The organism is Pseudomonas sp. MPC6, assembly GCF_006094435.1.
Lineage (GTDB): Bacteria > Pseudomonadota > Gammaproteobacteria > Pseudomonadales > Pseudomonadaceae > Aquipseudomonas.
In genome coordinates this window covers 1,687,976-1,707,532 of record NZ_CP034783.1, presented here as the reverse complement: position 1 = coordinate 1,707,532, position 19,557 = coordinate 1,687,976, and the positions used below count along the sequence as shown (strand labels likewise).

General features: G+C 59.3%; 19 protein-coding genes. 10 read left to right on the top strand and 9 right to left on the bottom strand.

Going from position 1 to position 19,557, the window contains the following annotated elements; genetic code table 11:
* Position 1: 1 nt before the first annotated feature.
* The 6 genes from ELQ88_RS10025 to ELQ88_RS34085 are packed head-to-tail and all read left to right on the top strand — an operon-like array spanning position 2 to position 5,566.
* Positions 2–3,454: a hypothetical protein gene (locus ELQ88_RS10025; protein ID WP_138964849.1), complete on the top strand. Its 3,453-nt coding sequence runs from the start codon at positions 2–4 to the stop codon at positions 3,452–3,454.
* Entirely contained in the window at positions 3,451–3,687 is a 237-nt protein-coding gene (locus ELQ88_RS10020; RefSeq protein ID WP_138964847.1) for a hypothetical protein, read from the top strand. Before ELQ88_RS10025 ends, ELQ88_RS10020 begins: the two co-directional genes overlap by 4 nt.
* Positions 3,680–4,243 (top strand): hypothetical protein, encoded by a 564-nt coding sequence (locus ELQ88_RS10015; protein ID WP_138964845.1) that lies wholly within the window; start codon positions 3,680–3,682, stop codon positions 4,241–4,243. The genes ELQ88_RS10020 and ELQ88_RS10015 overlap by 8 nt, the downstream gene beginning before the upstream one ends.
* Entirely contained in the window at positions 4,240–5,169 is a 930-nt protein-coding gene (locus ELQ88_RS10010) for a hypothetical protein (protein ID WP_138964842.1), read from the top strand. The genes ELQ88_RS10015 and ELQ88_RS10010 overlap by 4 nt, the downstream gene beginning before the upstream one ends.
* A gap of 12 nt (positions 5,170–5,181) precedes the next feature.
* Complete coding sequence (locus tag ELQ88_RS10005; RefSeq protein WP_138964840.1) at positions 5,182–5,424, top strand: hypothetical protein; 243 nt, start codon at positions 5,182–5,184, stop codon at positions 5,422–5,424.
* Position 5,425: 1 nt separating this feature from the next.
* Complete coding sequence (locus ELQ88_RS34085) at positions 5,426–5,566, top strand: hypothetical protein (protein ID WP_161599953.1); 141 nt, start codon at positions 5,426–5,428, stop codon at positions 5,564–5,566.
* Positions 5,567–5,624: 58 nt separating this feature from the next.
* Here the strand turns inward: ELQ88_RS34085 and ELQ88_RS10000 are convergent, their stop codons facing one another.
* Both ELQ88_RS10000 and ELQ88_RS09995 read right to left on the bottom strand, forming a co-directional pair.
* On the bottom strand, positions 5,625–6,452 hold the full coding sequence (locus tag ELQ88_RS10000; protein ID WP_138964838.1) for a nucleotide-binding protein: 828 nt from the start codon (positions 6,450–6,452) through the stop codon (positions 5,625–5,627).
* 82 nt (positions 6,453–6,534) lie between these two features.
* Positions 6,535–6,759, bottom strand: a complete 225-nt coding sequence (locus ELQ88_RS09995; protein ID WP_138964836.1) for a hypothetical protein — start codon at positions 6,757–6,759, stop codon at positions 6,535–6,537.
* A gap of 155 nt (positions 6,760–6,914) precedes the next feature.
* Between ELQ88_RS09995 and ELQ88_RS09990 the strand changes: the two genes are divergently transcribed.
* Positions 6,915–7,424 carry a hypothetical protein gene (locus tag ELQ88_RS09990; RefSeq protein ID WP_138964833.1) on the top strand — a complete coding sequence of 170 codons (510 nt, stop codon included), beginning with the start codon at positions 6,915–6,917 and terminating at the stop codon, positions 7,422–7,424.
* 77 nt (positions 7,425–7,501) lie between these two features.
* On the opposite strand, the gene ELQ88_RS09985 is transcribed toward ELQ88_RS09990, so the two are convergent.
* The 3 genes from ELQ88_RS09985 to ELQ88_RS09975 form a co-directional block, all read right to left on the bottom strand.
* A complete protein-coding gene (locus tag ELQ88_RS09985) occupies positions 7,502–7,744 on the bottom strand; it encodes a hypothetical protein (RefSeq protein ID WP_138964831.1) in 243 nt (80 codons plus the stop codon).
* Positions 7,734–9,839 (bottom strand): primase-helicase family protein, encoded by a 2,106-nt coding sequence (locus tag ELQ88_RS09980; RefSeq protein WP_138964829.1) that lies wholly within the window; start codon positions 9,837–9,839, stop codon positions 7,734–7,736. Before ELQ88_RS09980 ends, ELQ88_RS09985 begins: the two co-directional genes overlap by 11 nt.
* 66 nt (positions 9,840–9,905) lie before the next feature.
* The gene (locus ELQ88_RS09975; protein ID WP_228761592.1) at positions 9,906–10,124 is read right to left on the bottom strand and encodes an AlpA family transcriptional regulator; all 219 of its coding nucleotides are present in this window, start codon (positions 10,122–10,124) and stop codon (positions 9,906–9,908) included.
* A gap of 174 nt (positions 10,125–10,298) precedes the next feature.
* On the opposite strand from ELQ88_RS09975, the gene ELQ88_RS09970 reads away from it, so the two are divergent.
* Together ELQ88_RS09970 and ELQ88_RS09965 are read left to right on the top strand one after the other, a co-directional pair.
* The gene (locus tag ELQ88_RS09970) at positions 10,299–10,925 is read left to right on the top strand and encodes a response regulator transcription factor (RefSeq protein WP_128871575.1); all 627 of its coding nucleotides are present in this window, start codon (positions 10,299–10,301) and stop codon (positions 10,923–10,925) included.
* An 8-nt stretch (positions 10,926–10,933) separates the two neighbouring features.
* Positions 10,934–14,581 (top strand): transporter substrate-binding domain-containing protein, encoded by a 3,648-nt coding sequence (locus ELQ88_RS09965; RefSeq protein ID WP_138964827.1) that lies wholly within the window; start codon positions 10,934–10,936, stop codon positions 14,579–14,581.
* A gap of 10 nt (positions 14,582–14,591) precedes the next feature.
* Here ELQ88_RS09965 and ELQ88_RS09960 read toward each other — a convergent pair whose 3' ends face one another.
* The gene (locus ELQ88_RS09960; RefSeq protein ID WP_138964825.1) at positions 14,592–15,074 is read right to left on the bottom strand and encodes a GAF domain-containing protein; all 483 of its coding nucleotides are present in this window, start codon (positions 15,072–15,074) and stop codon (positions 14,592–14,594) included.
* Positions 15,071–15,961: an ATP-binding protein gene (locus tag ELQ88_RS09955; RefSeq protein WP_128871578.1), complete on the bottom strand. Its 891-nt coding sequence runs from the start codon at positions 15,959–15,961 to the stop codon at positions 15,071–15,073. The genes ELQ88_RS09960 and ELQ88_RS09955 overlap by 4 nt, the downstream gene beginning before the upstream one ends.
* Positions 15,962–16,126: 165 nt before the next feature.
* Here ELQ88_RS09955 and ELQ88_RS09950 point away from each other — a divergent pair, with 165 nt between their 5' ends.
* Positions 16,127–18,448, top strand: coding sequence for a response regulator (locus ELQ88_RS09950; protein ID WP_138964823.1), 2,322 nt, complete (start codon positions 16,127–16,129; stop codon positions 18,446–18,448).
* On the opposite strand, the gene ELQ88_RS09945 is transcribed toward ELQ88_RS09950, so the two are convergent.
* Together ELQ88_RS09945 and ELQ88_RS09940 are read right to left on the bottom strand one after the other, a co-directional pair.
* On the bottom strand, positions 18,432–18,893 hold the full coding sequence (locus ELQ88_RS09945) for a MarR family transcriptional regulator (protein WP_138964821.1): 462 nt from the start codon (positions 18,891–18,893) through the stop codon (positions 18,432–18,434). The two genes, ELQ88_RS09950 and ELQ88_RS09945, sit on opposite strands and share 17 nt — an antisense overlap.
* Positions 18,890–19,375 carry a glutathione peroxidase gene (locus tag ELQ88_RS09940; RefSeq protein WP_064676489.1) on the bottom strand — a complete coding sequence of 162 codons (486 nt, stop codon included), beginning with the start codon at positions 19,373–19,375 and terminating at the stop codon, positions 18,890–18,892. Before ELQ88_RS09940 ends, ELQ88_RS09945 begins: the two co-directional genes overlap by 4 nt.
* Positions 19,376–19,557 lie beyond the last annotated feature (182 nt).

The window sequence follows — 19,557 nt, the reverse complement described above, 5'->3', positions numbered from 1 at the left end:
CATGGCCTTGTCCGCTTTCGGTGACGAGCTGTCTGCCTTTGGTGATGCGCTCGAACCGCCGAGTCAACCTGTGCCAGCCGCCGCGCCTGCAGCAAAAGCGCTGTCGGCATTCGGAGATGACTTGGACGACGGTGCAGACCACCAGCCGGGTGTTGTGGATCGCATTGAGCACGCCATTGATAACAGCTTCGTCGGCGCGATTGGCCGTGACCTGGCCCGTGGCGGCGTGAATACGGGCGACTCCTTGATGGGGATCGCTGGCCTGTTATCGGGCGGCAGGATTCCACAGGCGCTGGGCTACGATTCGAGCGGTATCCGCCAGCATATCAACGCGCAGGATTCGCCTGAGCAACAAGCCGCTCGCCAGCAGATGGATCAGGCGCAAGGTGTCGGTGGCACTCTTCAAGTCTTGCGCGACAACCCCAGTCTGGTCGGTCACATGGCCGTTGAAAGTGTGCCGTCCATGGTGGGTGGCGGGCTGGCAGGACGCGGTATTGCAACCGGATTAAAAGCCGCAGGCGTCGGTGCCGGCCGCGCTGGTCTAGTGGGCGCGGGCGCTGGTGAAGGTCTTATCGGTGCCGGCCAGCAAGCCGAACAAACCCGCCAGGCCACCGGTACATTGACGCCAAGTCAAACCGGCCTTGCTCTGCTGTCAGGCGGTCTGACCGGCCTGCTTGGCGTGGCGGGCGCGCGTATCGGCCGCAAGTTGGGTGTGGCGGATATCGATGCACAGATGGCCGGCGCCAACGGTGCTGACGTGGCCAAGGGAATGGTTAACCGCGCACTGGTAGGCACGGGCATCGAGTCCCTTGAAGAACTTTCCCAGTCTGGACAGCAACAAGTCCTGACCAACCTGGCCACCGACCGACCAGCACTGGAAGGCGTGGACAAGCAGATGGTCCTTGGTGGCGTCGTCGGCGGTGCAATGGGTGCTGGCGCTTCGCTGCGTCGTCCAGTCGTGCCGATGGCCATGCCAGCGCAACAGCAGCAAGGCATGCCGCAACCCACCCCTGCGGCCATGCCAACACCAGGCCCAGCCGCGATCCCCGCTCCAATCGCACCACAGGGCTTACACGCGCAGGTCATGGCCGCTACGCAACCGCAGCAGGCGCCTGCCGTACCTGCGGCAACACCGTTTGCCGGTAGCCAGGACATCAACCCATTACTTGACCGACTTGGCGTACAGGGCGAGCAGCGCAACACCACGCTCAAGTTGTTGGAGCCGGTCGAACTCAATGTGCAGGATGCCCGACGCGGGGTGCAATCCAATGCCGAACGTGATCGGCTGGCGCAGTTGATAGGTCTTCAGGGTACTGATGCGCGGGTCTTCAACCGCAAGATCGGCGAAGCGCTGAACGCTGAACAGACGGTGGCTGCCGTCACGAATGTACAAGACCACCTGAAAGACGTGCTGTCCTTACAGCAACGCATTGCCACCGGCCAAGCCAGTGACATCGACCGGGCCAGTTTTATCCAGTCGTTGGGCCAGTTGCGCAGTACCTTTGCCGACCTCGCTGGCGCCAGGGCCGAAGCGGGCCGCGCATTGTCGGCCTACAAGCGCCAGGCGATGGACTACGCCCAGGCTCAGGCTGTGCTTGAAGCGGTCAACGGTGCCGGTGGTGCAGATAATGCCGCCAAAGCGCTGGGCAAGGCCATGCAGAGTGGTGGCCTGTCGAACGCGGCGAAACTTATCCGCCAGCCTGAAGGCAAAATGTCCCGGCTGCTGGGTTACTACTACCGCGCTGCGCTGCTCAGTGGCGTTCGGACCCATGCTGTCAATGTGCTATCAAATAGCATGACCCTTGGCAACGAGATCATCGAGCGCGGCGTTGCCGCTGGCGTTTCAGGTGTGAAGAACATCTTCAAGCCAGGCTCTGGCCAGACGGTGTTCGCGGAGCCAGTGGACATGCTGGTGGGTATGGCGAAGAACACCATGCAGGCGGGTCGTGCTGCCACCGATGCTTTCGTGACGGGTGACTCTCCTATGCTGGGCGGCGGCAAGCAGGAGACTGGCACCCCCGACATGAACAACCCGCGTCCGCCTGGCGCACTGCCCACGGCAGCATGGGCCGCAGATCGAATCGCTTCCCTTCCGTATCGCGCACTCGGCGCCGAAGATGCTTGGTTCGCCAGCCTCAACTATGCCGCGGAAATGCGCACGATTGCCCGACAACAGGCCGTCGCTGAAAAGAAACTTGGCACACTGCCGCCAGGCATGAAGCTCAGCCAACGCATCGACGCCATTGTGCAGAACCCCACGTCTAAGATGATCGAAGCTGCCGGCGAACACGCACGGACAGCGACGTTCAACACTCAGGCGGGTGACTTCACTCAGGCGATCATGCGTGCCAAGACCAAGATGCCTTGGTTAAACCTGATCGTCCCGTTCATTCGCACGCCCGTGAACATCGTCAAGTACGGCTTCAAACGCACACCGCTTGCGGGCCTCATGCCCTCGGTGCGCGCCGACATCATGGCCGGTGGCGCCAAGCAGGAACGTGCCATCGCCCGAATGCTGTGGGGCACCAGTGTCATGATCGGCGCCGGTGCGCTAGCCCAAGCGGGTTACATCACCGGTGCCGGACCAGAAGACAAGGAAGAAAAAGCCGCGCTCATGGCGACCGGCTGGCGCCCGTACAGCATCAAGGTTGGCGACACCTACCACGAATATTCACGCCTCGATCCGTTCAGCCAGTGGCTGGGTCTGGCGAGCGACTTAGCCACGATGGACTACCAGCACAAGGATGCCGGCGACCTTGCGACTACCGCGCTGTCCTCGCTGGTAAACAACACGGTCAACAAGACCTACATGCAGGGCGTTTCTAATCTGGTCGAATTCCTGCAAGACCCTCAGCGAAACGCCGGCTGGTATGTGCGGCAAATGGCCGGGACACTCGCGCAGCCCGTCACCCTGGCCAGCAACATCGCCAGCGAAAACGACCCGTACGCCCGGGAAACCAACTCTGTGCTGGACCAGATCCGTTACCGGACGCCAGGTCTGCGCCAGGATCTGCCGGCCAAGCTTGACCACTTCGGCGAGCCCGTCCCAAACCGCACTTACCCAGGCGGTCCGCTTTCCATTGCGTCGCCGATCGCACAGTCGAAAGAGACGACCGACCCAGTCCGTATTGAAGCAGCTCGCATTGGTTGGGCGCCAGGTAAGCCACAACCCCACTTCACCGTCAAAGGTAAGCGTTACGACCTCACCGACGAGCAGATGGGCGAGTTCAACGAGCTGACCGGGAAGCTGATGCACAAGTCTGTGCAGCGCGCCATGCAATCCAAGGGCTGGGCTGCGTTGGGTGACGATGAAAAGCGCGACTTTCTCGATGCCGAATTGAAGAAGGCTCGCACCGCTGTGCGTCTTGCGCTCATCCCACTTGTGGCTAACGGCAACCGGCGCGCTATCGACAACCTGCTCCGGGCAACGGGGCACCCTGGAGTGAAGAAATGACTCACAACCAACAGGCGGTAGACGCCGCCGCTGCTGTCACGACAGCGCGTGGAGCGCTCGATAAGTTGCTGGAGATCGAGCGGATGCTCGAAACCGAACTGCCGGCTGCGTGGGCTGCGTTCCATGCCGCTAACAAGAAGTTACGTGCCGTCACCCGGCCAACCCGCAGTGCTGTCCGCAAACACGAACTCGACATTCTGAAACAGAAACTTGAGGTGGCCCGAAATGTATGACGCCCAACACTTGGAGCAGCTTCGCCTGGAAGCCAAGCTGAATTCCATAGACTTCACCCGTGGTCATATCCGCGAAGCCAGGGATGGCGGCTACACCGTGACCTTTGACAAGCCGTTGTTCGACTGTGCGCCGTTGCTTGCCTCGGACGATGTGCCAACCGAACGTGATGCGCGCACCGGGGGCGATGCGGAATTTCAGCTGCTGACAGGCTTGCTGTTGATCCAGCGCGGCGAACGCCAAAAGCTGCGCATTGGTCGGTGCTTTGGTCTTAGTGGCGACCAGATTTCGAGACGCCCACTGACCGAGGCGGAGGTCGATGAGTACCGGGCTGAGGTTGCGCATCGGGCACAGGTCGCCAAATTGCAGAAGGAATTGGCCGCTGTGCTGGAAAGCAACGCTGTCGCTGCGACCACCGCTGCCGGTGCGACTGACCTTGCGGCTCGATACGGCCTGGCACCGGCAACGAACCCAACCAAACCGACGAAGGCAGTGCCAGTACAAGGCAGCGCCAAACGTGAACGCAACCCATCGCGTACAGGAGCAACATCGAAATGAGCGACCTTAATGAAGATCTGAGCGAGAGTATGGCCGCGGTTTTAACGGACAGCGTCGGCCTGCACGACGATGGCAGTGGCGACATGTCGGACTCGCTCGCCGCGGATCTGCATGATCAGGAGACCATGCTGGCTGAGCGTGATATCCCTGTAAGCAACGATGTGCAGGACACCCGCGAGGCAGCTGAGCAGCGCGACGTCGAGCAGGAGCAAGCCCAGCAAAGCAAGCGCAAGGTGCCGCTCGCTGCGCTGCATGAGGAACGCACCAAACGCCAGCAGGCCGAGCAGGCTACTGCACAGTTACAGGCTCAACTCCAGCAGCTTATGCAGCAACAGCAGGCCGCACAGCAGCAGGCGCAACAGGCAGCAGCCGAAGCGGAAATCCCCGATGTCGAAGAAGACCCGGTCGGCTGGCTTAAAGCTAAGGAGAAGCAGTTTGAGCAGCGGCTCGAGCAGTTACAGAACGGTCCTGCGCAACAGCAGCAGGCTGCGGTGCAGCACCAGCAGGTGGCCCTCGCTGTTGACAGTCTGGAGAAGCAGTTCGCTGCGTCGGTGCCGGACTACGAACAAGCGGTCGAGCTGGTGCAGCGCAACGCCGACGCGCAGATACGTCAGCTCTACCCGCAGGCGACCGAGGAACAACTTCAAATGGTCCGCACCGGTGCGCTGAATGAGTTCGCTCGTCAGTGTCTGGCGAGCGGGACCAACCCAGCCGAAAGGATTTACGCGAAGGCGCAGGCTCTTGGCCACCGATCTGCACCGCGTGTGCAGCCGAACACCAGTCTGTCCACCCTCAGCGGATCTGCGCGGGCGCCTGATGAGCGCGGCGCTATCAGCGCTAGTCAGATCAGTGAAATGTCTGATGCCGAGTTCGACAAGTTCTGGAAGGAAATGAAGGGCGGTGGCTCGCAAGGGCCAGCGTTCTGACGGGGGTGGATCATGCTGCGCAGAAGTGAGTTGATCCGAATGATGCTGCGAGACGTGCAGGGCGACATCGAGTCACGTCGCGCCAGTGAGGCCGTGAAGCGGCGACAGCGGGCAATGCTTCGTGGCTTCCGTGCAGGTTTTGAGACGATGGTGGAAAGGCTATCCATGGAAGACGTGGAGCGGGCGTTACGCCAAGAGCTGGGTTTTCCAGCACAGACAGAGTGTGCCAACCCCGGCACTGAAAGTGAGGTGTGAAATGATCGACAAGCGCGAAGGCGAAACCAAGAAGCCGATCCCGAGTCAGGAACCGTACTTCCCTAGGGTGAAGCAGGAACTGCCGGGGAAGGATGTGCAGCCCAGTCAGAAGAAGGCACCGAAGCAACCGCATGACAATTGACGATGTGCGGCACAGACGACAAGGCCACCCGCGAGAGTGGCCTTTGTTTCGCTGGACGCTACCAGTTCACTACGTAACCGCACTCCCTAAGCTCTTTGACGACCTCCCGCTTCCATGCCCCTGAGGCATCAAAGTCGACGTAGACCACCCCACTGATGTCGTTGGGTGTCTCGATGTCGCCCTTGGACAGAGCGCAAACGTTCTCCCTCCCCAGCTTGCCCATCAGGTAACCGTGCTCGAAGACGACGTTCTGTCTGGCTCTGTTCTTCGGTTTCACGTTCGGTTCGTGAGCGCCTCGCCCGTGGTCACAGGGTGTGTACAGAACCAGTGCGAAGTCAGCATCACCTGAGTAATGCTCGATTTTTTCGATGATCGTCCGACCACCGCTCGCCTGCTCGTGCAAGATGATCGCCTTGAGCCCGACGCTCTCGATGAAGCGACTTACCTCCTGCTTGGATTCGTTGTCCCTGCCATGAACGATAAAAACATTTCTTTTGTTTCTCGCTACCGCTGGAGGTGCCGGCGCTACTTGCTGCCAGCTTGGGGTTTGACTCAAGGCGGCGGCAGCAATTGACTTGTATGGCGCGGGCGGTGCTGCACCGAACTCTAGCAAGTCGAGCACCGGCGTGAATTGCTCTGATATGTAGTTTCTGCGCTCCGCATAGGATGGGAATTTATGCTTGATGAAGCCCCAGAAAGAAGCGAGGTCTCTGTGCAACTTTATCCAGACGGGTAGGAATTCAGATATCGATGCATCATTGAGTAGCTCATGCCGAAGCTGTACATACTCAAATGGATCCCCACCATTGCCCGTGGCGCGAGCGATCAACAAAGTTTGTAGGTAGCTCACCCTTTCGAGAGGAGTTTTCAAATACTGCATGCTCATCAAACGGATTCCATTTTCCGTGGCGTGAATCGGCACATGAAAGAAAAGCTACCTATTTGCCATCATCCTGTCCATAGGCCATTCAGGCACCGCCACGATGCTGCAGCACCAGCTTGGCCAGGCCTTGCTTGATGTGCCCCTCGTTCTCGCCGATCGTGTGCAGGGCACCGCGGACGTTGTTGCCGGCCTCGGCATGGCCTTGCTGCTCGACCAGCAGCGTCAGCTCCATGATCGCGGCTTCCAGCGCCAGCTGATTGTTGTACAGGCGTTCGAGAGTGTCAGGCAGAGAGTATTCGGGTGCAGGCATGGCTTCGACTCCATTCGAGAAAGCCGAAAGCGTAGCAGCAATACAAGGGCACAAAAAGACGCTCTCAGGCTACGCGGTTTGTGGTTAGATGCTCATGATGGCCGAATGCCGTCACACCAACCACTGCAGAAAGCAGCTGAGAACAGGGAGTAATTGTGGATAAGCTCATTTTTAAAACCGCGCCAAGTGTAGAACTCGGTACAAATCTATTTGTTAACACCCCTACTATTTTGCAATTTGATGACACTCCATTGATTCAAGTAGTGCGCGTAGAGCAGGCTGGCTTCACTACTCAAATTCCCGTGTACCATGAAGATGGCACTTACCTTACCAAGGTCGTCGGCTCAAGGTTACATGAAACAGAACAGGGGAAAAAGGCAGGTGTGACACTCGAGCATCACGACAAAGTTACAGTCTGCAAGCTGAATGGTCGGGTTCTCTTTGAGATTCAACGCGAAGAAGCTGCGTCCCTAAAGACTGCCGCTGAACTTTATACCCCTAATGGTTACTTTGTTAAGTACGCATCCGCAATGCCAAGTCTTCTAGACTTGTCAGGTAATCAGCTGAACATAGGGGGGATAGTTATGACCGGATGTCATTTTGAAGGTAACCGGATCGGGGTCTGGATGAAGTCAGACGGCAGTTTGTCAATCGGCTGCAACTAAGCAGTGCCGGGGTTGAGGGCAAAATATCTAGTAGGCGGCCAGCAACCCCGTGTCTAACCCGATAGCTTCTGTCTTTTTCAGTAGTCGGTGTATTCAGGTTCAGCGCAGGCGTCGTCTGCCACTCTCTTCGCACTACGGATTTCTTGCCGGGTCGCCCCCCTCTGCGACTCGAGGACTTCGACGTACGACAGCGCCACGTCGCACATAGCGTCCTGCTTGGCGCTTTGCTGCTGTGCCCACCCATAGATCCCGCCGACCACCAGCACAACGAGCGCGAGCTGCATGCCGCGGCCGAGCCATTCAATCCAGTCAATCTTCATCGTCGGACGCCTCGGTTTTCGGGTAATCGTCGGGGGTAGTGCCATCCTTGATGTAGGCGTTGTAGTGCCTGGGCTTTTTGCTTTCCCAGTAGTCGAACTTGCGCCAGCACCACGCCTTGTCGCTGCTGGTGGTGGCCTTCTTGTTGACTTGCTCGTACCCGAGTTCGCGCAACGCTTTGGCCACGGACTTGTCAGTGAACCGCAGTCCATTGGTAATGGCTGGCGGGTATCCGCTAAGGCCTAGCAATATGCTGGTGACGCGCCCCATATCCTTGGCGAACGGATTGGCGTAACCAGTGCCAGGAATCAAGTCGGGGTCGCGCCCCTCGATCAGCCGCTGTATGAACTCAGCTTCGGAGCTGAGCGATGCTTGCTGGATGTACCGCCTGGCATCTGTCATCGGCGGACGTGCGTAGGGGTTCCACTTGGACACGTCACGCTTCATCAAGTAGCCGGCCAACTTCGCCATTCCGGGGCCGGGTGCGTCTTCTCCGATCCAGGCGTAGAGCCTGTTGTAGTAGTCCGCGCTCTTCGGTTTCTCCAAATTCACGGCAAAGCAGAACCGGCGAGCCGTGTCGGTGACCTTCAGCGCGTCGAGTCTGTTCGTGGTGATCACGATGTGCGGGGTACGTTGCTTCGACGCGCCCTTCCATATGCGCTTGAGGGAAGTGTATTTCTCAGATATCAGCCGATACAGGAACGCAAGTCCATCCACACCGTGGTGCACAGGTTGTGGCATTTCGTCCATGTGCGTGATGCGGTAGTGCACGAAGGGGTCATGGAAACCTCCATAGATGGCGTCGCCGCCCGCAGTCGATACCAAGTCGGGACCAAACTGCCACTTGAGCAGGTAGGACAAAGTCGATTTGCCGGTGCCTTCCTCCGGCGATATGAACACCAACGCCACCGGGATGTTCACGTCCGGGTGCTGGAGCATGTACGCCCAATAGTCCAGCTGGTATTCGCGGGTTACCTCGTCACCGCCGTCTACATACAGCAAGTATTCGTCGAGGGTCTTTATGTCGGCGCGGGTGGCGCTCATGTCGGGCCTGACCATCGTGTCTTTCAGCACATGATAACGATTGAACGTCTCGCTGTTGGGGTCGTCGGGCTTCGCTGTCGGGTCCATGACATCATCGGTGATGACGCGATATCTATCGCCGATCTGGCGCCACCATACTTCGCCAGCGAATTCCCGGACGATGTTCCCGTCCACGTCCGTGCCGAACACGTCGCCGTAATGCTTGCGACAGTAATTTTTGAACCCTGGCTGTTGCAGCTGTTTGGCAGAGGTCACGCGGTACGCGCCGTTGTCCCCTGCGTGGTAGGCGAATTCACGGACGATCAAGCCCAGCAGCGCGTTCGATGGGTCGGTTAGCTTGACGATTTTGCCGAGTTTCGCATGGCACAGTTCCTTGGCCTCTTCAGCTGCACCTTCCATGATGAAGGCGCGCACCTCAGCCTCGAACTCGGGCGAATCGTCGGCGCCAAGGCGCAGGGATAACGCCCCGATGGCGGTACTTATGTGCACGATCGGCGTGCCACCTTCGTGTGCCTTTTGAAGCGGCATACCGGTCGTCGCGGGGGCTTCAGTGCGAGCCGCTGCACCTTCGCCGAACGCCACTGAGGGCAGATTCGCAAATTCCCCTTGTACCTCGTATTCGGCTTCGTGGTCAGCGACCTGCATGGCTTCGACTGCTGCTTGTTGGGCTGCCCTGCGGGCGTTCCCCGCCTTGGCGGCTGCTGTACTGATCGAGTGGGCACGGTCGACGTCGCCACGTTGCTGTGCGTCTTCCATGGCCGCTTTGGCGATCGCGGCAAGTGCGTCCTGCTGGGCGCTGTCGTTGGCGTCCAGAGCAGCGTTGAAGTCGGCCAACCAGATGTCAGCATTCCACTCTATGGGCTCGTTGGCCGCGGGCTGTGGGTCCACGCTGAAGGACACGGCCGAAGTGGTCACCGTGCCTGTGATCGACTGCACAGGGGTTGCCAGCATTGACGGTGCCTTCGCCTTACCGGCCTGATGCTGAGCGACGAGGTCGAAAATGGTCGGCGGCAGTCGGTGACTCGCCGACGCGGTCGAGCTATAATTACTCATCGGAAATACCTCTTAAGCCCTGGTCGAGCGTCAACTCATCGGGGCTTTCTTTTGTCCGTAGGGAATTCAAGCGGGTTGACTGGCACCGTCGAAAGCAGCCAGCGGACTGGCCGTACGTGCAGCGGCGCGCGCCAGAATCCACGCGTCCACCTCACTCTTGAGCCAGGCGTATTTACCCGAAGTCCCGTTGCGGCGCGGTGGTCCGACTTCTACGGGTGCCGGAAACCAACCAATAGAGACGTACTTGTCCAGGGATAGGCGGCTGGCGATGCCTGTCGCTTGCATTACGTCTTCTGCTGGCATCAAGACATCGACAGTCTTCACAACTTCTCGGACGTGGGCTCTTAGTCTGGGCATCTCGATTACTCCTATCGGGTAACTGTCGGGGTACATCGTCGAGCGGCCTGTTGTAGGAGCCTTGTTCTAGAGCGCCTGTTTGCACATGTGCCGCAGTTGATTATGAACTCCGTTTTTATCGTCGACGATCACCCCGTCATCCGCCTTGCCCTCCGAATGTTGCTCGAACATGCAGATTTCAATGTCGTCGGCGAATCGGATAATGGGGTCGATGCCATGCAGATGATTCGCGAATGCATGCCTGACCTGGTCATTCTCGATATCAGCATTCCCAAACTGGACGGACTGGAAGTTCTCGCCCGCATCAACCAAATGTGTACGCCGATAAAAACACTGGTACTAACAGCGCAATGCCCGAAACTTTTCGGTACTCGCTGCATGAAATCCGGCGCCTGCGGATATGTGTGCAAACAGGAAGAGCTCAGTGAACTGGTCAGTGCCATCAAAGCGGTATTTTCAGGTTACAACTATTATCCGAGCGAGGCCCTGAGTCCTGTTCGTGGCGATGACGCACGTTGTGCCGATCTGGAGTTGTTCAAGGCAGTCAATGATCGCGAACTGATGGTATTGCAACTTTTCGCCCAAGGCCGCAGCAACAAGGAAATTGCCAAAGGCATGTTTCTGAGCAACAAGACGGTCAGCACCTATAAAAAACGACTCATGCAAAAACTCAAGGCCGAATCCCTGGTTGAACTCATCGAGATGGCAAAACGTAACGCGTTAGTGTGAGAAGCAGAATGCTCAGCCGCATAAAGGACTATCTGATACTCATGGCCGCCGGTTTGAGCCTGAGCACCGCGGTGCCCGCTGCACAGAACTCCAGCAACAGTCTCACCCTGCTCAGTCGTTCATCGGCCGGACACCTGGAAGTGCAGCTGGATCAATCCCAGCGTCAATGGATCAAAAACAAGGGTGAACTGATTCTCGGCACTTCAGCCCCGGATTATCCACCCTTCGATCTGACCGTCAGCGGTCACGAGTATGAAGGTTACACCGCCGACTATGCCGGGCTCCTGGGCACGTCCACCGGTTTGCCCATCAAGGTCCGGCGCTTCGAGTCCCGAGGGGCGGCGATCGAGGCACTCGAAAACGGCGAGGTCGACCTGCTCGGCACCGCCAACGGGTTCGAAGCTCACAATGCCCTGGACATCGTGCTGTCCGAACCCTACGCCGTGGATCAACCGGTGCTGGTGACCCGGGAAGACGAAAGCAGGTCCCTGAGCGACGGTCTCGCCGGCCTGCGGTTGAGCATGGTGTATCACTATTTGCCACTGGAGGAAGTCAGGGCCGTCTATCCCAAGGCGATCATCACGTCCTATCCTTCCTACCAGAATGCGATCAATGCTGTGGCTTTCGACCAGGCTGACGTCTTCCTCGGCGATACTATTTCAACCCACTACATGATCAACAAGGGCTACCTGAACAACGTCCGCATGGCCAATTTCGGCAGACACGAAGCCCAGGGTTTCAGCTTTGCCGTGAACAGGAACAACCCCGAACTGCTCGGGATTATCAATGCGATGCTGATGGCTGTCCCCACCGGCGAGCGAGACAGCATTGCCAAGCGCTGGAGCGCTGGCAGCGACATTCTGCTCACCGATCAAAAACTGCAGCTCAGTGACCACGAAGAACGCTGGCTGGCGCAACACCCGGTCGTGCGGGTGGTGGTCAATGAAGCGTTTGCGCCGCTGACGTTTTTCGACAACGACGGCAACTTTCGAGGCATTACCGCAGACCTGCTCGAACTGATCAGGCTGCGCACCGGTTTGCGCTTCGATATTCGGCGCAGCCGCAGCGATGGCGAGATGGTCGAGCAGGTCAACACCGGGCAAGCCGACCTGATCGCCGCCCTGCTCCCCAGCGCCCAACGTGAAGCGAGCCTGAGCTTCACCCGGCCATACCTGCAGAACTCCTTCATTCTGCTGACCCGCAAATCCGCCGGTAGCCCGACAAGCCTTGCCCAATTGCAGAACCAAAGCCTGGCCATCGCTCAGGGCAATCCAATGGCGGATGACTTGCGCCGCGAGTTCCCGCAGATCAAGCTGATTGAAACCCCGGACACCTTCAGCGCCGCGGAAATGCTGGCCGAAGGCAAGGCACAGGGTGCGGTGAGCTCACTGGTGGTTGCCAACTACTTCCTGTCATCGCAGGTTTTCGAACACACCCTGCGCATCAGCAGCACCCTCGGAACCCGGCAGGCCGCATTTTCCCTGGCGACCGGCCGGGACGCCCGCGAGCTGAACGCCATTCTCGACAAGGCGCTGCAAAGCATCACACCGGAAGAACTGGGCATCATCAACAGTCGCTGGCGTGGTTATTCGGCGACCTCGCAACATCCCTGGCGCAACTATCACCGCCTGTTTTTTCAGATCGTCATCGGCGCCGGCGTGCTGTTGCTGATTTCCGTTGCCTGGAACGCTTATATGCGTCGCCAGATAAAACAGCGTCAGGCGGCCGAGCGTGCGTTGAACGATCAATTCGAATTCATGCGCTCGCTGGTCAACGGCACACCGCATCCCATCTATGTGCGCGATCGGCAAGGGCTGTTGCAAAGCTGCAACGACAGTTACCTGGAAACCTTCTGCGTGAAACGTGAAGAGGTCATCGGCAAAAGCGTCCTGCAGGGCACCCTGAGCAATGCCTTCGAAGCGCGCGAATTTCAAGCCGATTACCAGCGCGTCGTGGCCGAGGGCATACCGCTGATTCTCGACCGGCCGCTGCACATTGGAGGCCGCAGACTGACGATCTACCACTGGATTATCCCCTACCGCGATTCCAGCGGTGAAGTGCGGGGCATCATTGGCGGCTGGATCGACATCAGCGAGCGGCGGCAACTGTTCGATGAGTTGCGCTGCGCGAAAGAACGGGCCGATGAAGCCAACCGGGCCAAAAGCACGTTCCTGGCGACCATGAGCCATGAGATCCGCACGCCGATGAACGCGGTCATCGGCATGCTCGAACTGACGCTCAAGCGTATCGATGACCAGCATCCGGACCGTCCGGCCATCGATGTGGCGTACAACTCGGCAAAAGACTTGCTCGAGCTGATCGGAGACATTCTCGATATCGCGCGGATCGAGTCCGGCCGCCTGAGCCTGAGCCCGGAACGCGTCAACCCGCGTGAGATCGTGACCTCGGTGATACGGATTTTCGAAGGGCTGGCGCGTCAGAAAAATCTTGAACTGCTGTTGGAATTTCACCCCGACAATCCGCGGCTCGATATCGTATTGGACCCGTTGCGCTTCAAGCAGGTGTTGTCCAACCTGATCAGCAACGCCATCAAGTTCACAGAGCTTGGCCAGGTCAGGATCAGCGTTGTCCTGCAACCCACCGACGAGCCGGAACGCATCCGGATGTTGTTACACGTTCAGGACAGTGGCATCGGCATCAGCGAACAGGATCGGCAACGGTTATTCGAACCTTTCGCTCAAGCCGATCATTGTGAACAGTCAAGCAGGGGGGGCGCAGGGCTGGGCCTGGTGATCAGTCGCAGTCTGTGCGAGATGATGGGCGGCAGCCTGCAATTGAGCAGCCAGCCGGGTATCGGCACTCAGGTCCAGGTTTCGCTGTGCCTGGCAACGCTGCCATACGAGCAGCTTCCCGAGGCTGTTGAAGCGCCCATCCATGCCACAAGGTCGCCCCTGAACGTTCTGGTGGTGGACGATCACCCGGCCAATCGCTTGCTCATGTGCCAGCAGCTTGAGTTTCTGGGGCATCGATTCAGCGTCGCAGCGGATGGCGAGGCAGGATTCGAGGCGTGGCAAGCGCAGACGTTCGATCTGGTGATTGTCGATTGCAACATGCCGATCATGAATGGCTACGAATTGGCCCGCGCCATTCGCCGACAGGAACCACAAACGCCACGCCCTCCCTGCACCATTCTGGGGTTCACTGCCAACGCACAGCCGGAAGAAATACAGCGCTGCAAACAAGCCGGCATGGACGACTGCCTGTTCAAACCCCTGACGCTGTCAGCGTTGAGCCAATGGGTTGACGGTATCGAGCCCATCGTGCGCGATCCGGCCTTCAGCCTGAAAGGGCTGCACCAGTTGACGGGGGGTAACCCGGTTCTGGAACAGCGACTGTTGGTCGAACTGTTCAACAGCAACCGGTCGGACCGACAAGCGCTGCTGGCATTGACCCCATCCGGGGAGCGGCAGTCATTCCTCGATATGGCCCACAAAATCAAGGGCGCGGCCCGCATTGTCCAGGCCGCCCGCTTGATCGACAGCTGTGAGGCGCTGGAGAGCGCCTGCCATGAAGTGTTCCATCGCGCCAACGTCACCGAATGCAGCGAAGCCGTAGGGAGCGCCATGCTCGAATTGGAGCAGGCGCTGCAACAGCAACTTCGACAAAACGACGACAGCAAAATGAAAGAGGCTTAACCCTGCATGATCAGCAGTCAGTCAGGCGCAGGAAAATCGCCGCCAGGTGTTCGATACCGGCTTGATCTTCAGCGGTAAACCGCGCGAGCTTCGGGCTGTCGAGGTCCAATACGCCGATCAATCGGCCGTTTTTGACCAGCGGCACGACCAGCTCGCTGTTGGACGCGCTGTCGCAGGCGATATGCCCCGGGAACGCGTGCACGTCTTCGACCAATTGGGTGTGCAAGGTCGCCGCCGCAGTCCCGCACACACCGCGACCGAACGGAATTCGCACGCAGGCGATCTGGCCTTGAAACGGACCCAGTACCAGCTCTTCATTGCGATTGAGGTAAAAACCGGCCCAGTTCAAATCATCGAGCTGGTTGTACAGGAATGCCGAAAACTGCGCGGCGTTGGCAATGAAATCCCGCTCATCCGCCAGCAATGACTCCAGCTGTGCCCACAGCATGCCGTAGCCTTCGAGGCCCTGGCCGCTCTTTTGCAAATCGATCATGCCTTGCGCTCCAACAGCTTGAGCCCGACCCAATAGCGGGCAAATTGATAGGCGCATCGTCCGTTGCGATTGCCCCGCCCCGTCGCCCAGCGCACGGCGAGGATGTCCAGTTCTGCATCACGCTGCCACTTGAGGCCGGCCTTGTCGGCCAGTTGACCGATCCAGTGCTCGACGACGTTGAGGAAGTGTTCCTGGGTAAACGGATAGAACGACAGCCACAGGCCAAAACGGTCCGACAGGGCAATCTTGTCTTCCACCGCCTCGCTGGGATGGAGTTCGCCGTCGACCCTTTTCCAGTTTTCGTTATCGCTTTCCTTTTCCGGAACCAGGTGCCGACGATTGGAGGTCGCGTAGAGTAAAACGTTATCCGGCGCCTGTTCGAGAGAACCGTCGAGCACGCTCTTGAGCACGCGATAGTCGCCTTCGCCCGACTCGAACGACAGGTCATCGCAGAACAGCACGAAGCGCTGGGGCAATTTGCCAATCTGTTCGACTACGCGTGGCAAGTCCGCCAGGTGATCGCGTTCGATCTCGATCAGCCGCAACCCCGCCTGGGCGTGTTCGGCCAGCAAGGCGCGCACCAGGGACGATTTGCCTGTACCGCGCGAGCCCCAGAGCAAGGCGTGGTTGGCCGGCATGCCGTCGAGGAACTGTTGGGTATTGCGCCCCAACTGTTCCACTTGCCGATCGACGCCGATCAAGTCGGACAAACGCATGTCGAGACTGACTTGCAGCGGCAACAGAAAACCGCTGCGCCCTTCGCGATGCCAGCGTGCGGCCAGGCAGTGCGTCCAGTCGATGGCTTGCCGGGGGGTGGGCAGCAGCGGTTCGATACGGGCCAGCACGGCATCGGCGCGTTCAAGAAAAGCATTCAATCGGGAATCCACGTCTTCTCCTCGGGCACGTTCACGGTAATGATGCGTTACAGCAATCCAACACAGCGTACGATGACCTTTTCAGCCCTTGAACAAGGGGCGTGCGGGGACATCGGGATCCATGCATGATCGACTATGCTTGAGCAGCGAAGGGAAACGGAAGTGGTTCAACACCCCATGGATATCAAGTTCACTAACCGCCTGTCCTATAAACAAGCCCGGCTGACCGTACTGGTCGGCTTCATTCTGGGTACGCTGCTCAGCTTGCTGCAAATAAGCATCGATTATGCCAGCGAAGATGCCTCCATCAACCGCGAAATCCTGTCATTGCTGGAAATCAGTCATAACCCCGCTTCGCGCATCGCCTACAACATCGACGCCGAACTCGCCCAGGAACTGACCCTGGGCCTGTTGCGCTCGCCCGCCATCATCGGCGCGCAATTGACCGACAACAACGGTACGGTGTTGGCCAAAGTCAAGCGCCCGGGCTCGCAAAGCGGTTATCGGGTGATCAGCGACTTCCTGTTTGGCGCCAACCGGCACTTCGAAGACCGCCTGTACCTGGACCATTTACCGTCCGAATCCCTCGGCACCCTGCGCCTGGACGTCGACACCTATGCCTTCGGCAGCCGGTTCCTGAGTCGGGCCGAAGTGACCCTGCTCAACGGCTTCACCCGGAGCCTGCTGCTGACCGGCATCCTGCTTGCCCTGTTCTATGTGATGCTGACCAAACCCTTGGCACGGGTCATTCGTGAACTCAGCGGCCGCGATCCGCGCAGTGTCGAACCGACGTGGCTGGAATGCCCTGCCGGTCATGAAAACGATGAGATCGGCGTGCTGGTCAAAGTTGCGAATCAGCAATTCGAAAACATCGCCACCGAAATCCAGCAGCGACGCAATGCCGAAAACCGTCTGACCGACTACCTCGCACAACTGGAAAACATCGTTTCGGCCCGGACCGCGGAACTCAAAGCCATCAACGCCCGGCTCAGCCAGTCCAACCAGGAACTGGACGTCGCCCGCCGCACCGCCCTGGACATGGCCGAAGCGCGCTCGGCGTTCCTGGCCAACATGAGCCACGAAATCCGTACCCCTCTCAACGGACTGCTGGGGATGATCGCGCTCTCACTGGATGGCCCGCTCAATGCCGAGCAACAGCAACAGCTGTCCATCGCCCATGACTCGGGAAAAGTGCTGGTGGAATTGCTCAACGACATTCTCGACCTGTCGAAATTCGACGCGGGTCAGCTTGAACTCGAGCACATCCCGTTCGATCTCGGTTCGCTGATCGAAGACACTGCCAGCCTGCTGTCGCAGAACGCAGCACCGAGCGTCGAACTGACCTGTCTGATCGATCCGCACTTTCCGGCGCTGGTGCTCGGCGACCCGACCCGGGTCCGGCAGATCGTCAGCAACCTGTTGTCCAACGCCCTCAAGTTCACCCGCTTCGGCCGGGTCGATGTGCGCCTGTCCACGTTCGGGGACGGCGTCAGGATCGAGGTCTGCGATACCGGTATCGGCATCGCCCAGGACGCCCAGCTCAGGATCTTTCAGCCCTTCACCCAGGCGGGTGCCGGTATTACCCGGCAATTCGGCGGTACCGGCCTGGGCCTGGCACTGACCTACAACCTCTGCGAAGCCATGCAAGGCCGTCTCGCCATCAGCTCCGAACCCGGCTTCGGCAGCCAGTTCTGCGCGGACCTGCCGTTGCCGGGCCACACCCGCGCCCTGGTGCCGGCAAAATTGCCGGGCAAGGTCATCGCGATCACCGCCGCCAGCAGCGGTCTGGCGGAACTGCTCAAGAGCCTGTTGCCGGGTTGGGGCCTGGAATATCAGCAACGTTCGATCGACGACTTGTTGATCGGGCTGGACCCGGATGTGGTGATCACCGACTGCCCCGAATGCCTGTTCGGCCTGCGCCCCACCTGCACGGCGCCGATTTTGCTGGTGACCGCCTACGGCAGTTTCATGCCCAGCGAAGAAGCCGCCGCCCTGGCGCCCTTGCAGCAACAGGCGCGGCCTCTGGCGCGGAATGCGCTGTACCAGACTCTGCGGCGGGTGCTGCAGCCGGATCTCAACACGATCAACGATGCCCGGCTCGATAATCGCTCACCCATGCGACGCGGACGGGTGTTGTTGGTGGAGGACAATCCGGTCAATCAGCTGGTGGCCAAGGGCATGCTTGGCAAACTCGGCTGCGAGGTGATCGTCGCCGCTCACGGTGGCGAGGCCCTGGATCAACTTGAGCACAGCGAGTTCGATCTGGTGCTGATGGACTGCAACATGCCGGTGATGGACGGTTACGAAGCCAGCCGGCAAATCCGTCGCAGCGGGCGCTGGCCACAGTTGCCCATTGTCGCCCTGACCGCCAATGCGATGTCCGAAGAACGCGAACGCTGCCGTGCAGCGGGCATGAGCGACTACCTGGCCAAACCGTTCCGCCGCGAAGAGCTGGCCGCCTTGCTGGATTTGTGGATGCCGACTACGACAGCGCCTTGATCTGGCCCAGGAGATGATCGAGCCCCTCGCGCAGATCATGCAGCCGATCCAGATCGACACCGCTGTCGCACAACAGGCGCGCCTTGAGCGGCCCCACCCGGGCGCGCAACGCCTTGCCGCTGGGTGACAGGCTCAGGTGCACTTCACGCTCATCCCGCGCCGAACGCTGACGCTGCACCAGCTGCAACTGCTCAAGCCGCTTGAGCAGCGGCGTCAACGTGCCGGAATCCAGCGCCAGGCGCTCGCCCAACGCCTTGACCGTCGGCTGCTCCGGGGTCGCTTCCTGCCACTCCCACAACACCAGCATCGCCAGGTATTGCGGGTAGGTCAGGCCGAGCTGCTCAAGCATCGGCTTATAGGCGCGGATGACCGCCCGGGAAGCGGCATACAGCTTGAAGCAGAGTTGGCTGTCGAGCTTCAGGGAATCGACGGACAAGGTATTCATTTGAGCAGGGCTTCGATCTCGCGGCTCAGGTCCTGCGGCTTGGTCGCCGGCGCGAAGCGCTTGACCAACTGCCCGTCCTTGCCGATCAGGAACTTGGTGAAGTTCCACTTGATACCCTGGGAACCCAGTACGCCCGGTGCACGCTTTTTCAATTGCACGAACAGCGGATGGGCATCAGCGCCGTTGACTTCGATCTTTTTGAACAGCGGGAAGCTGACGCCGTAGTTCAACTCGCAAAATTCGGTAATCGCCCCTTCGTTACCTGGCTCTTGCTGGCCGAACTGGTTGCAGGGAAAGCCGAGCACCACCAGGCCTTGGTCCTTGTAGGTCTGCCACAGCTCTTCCAGCCCTTTGTATTGCGGAGTGAAACCGCATTTGCTCGCGGTGTTGACCACCAAAACGGCTTTGCCGGCGTAATCCGCCAGGGTCTTTTGCTCGCCCTTGATGGTGGTGCAGGGAATGCTCAGCAAGTTGTCGCTCATGATTTCGGACTCTGAGGTAAGGCTGGTGGGATAAACATAGCGAGCAATTGAATTGTGTGCAATTTAATAAATCGATCTTCCGTCGTGCAACACGAACTGTAGGAGCTGGCTTGTCGGATCGCCGCACCGCAGCGAAGGCGGCCTCGAGCCTTGCATCGCCAACGCAGACGCCTTCGCCGGCA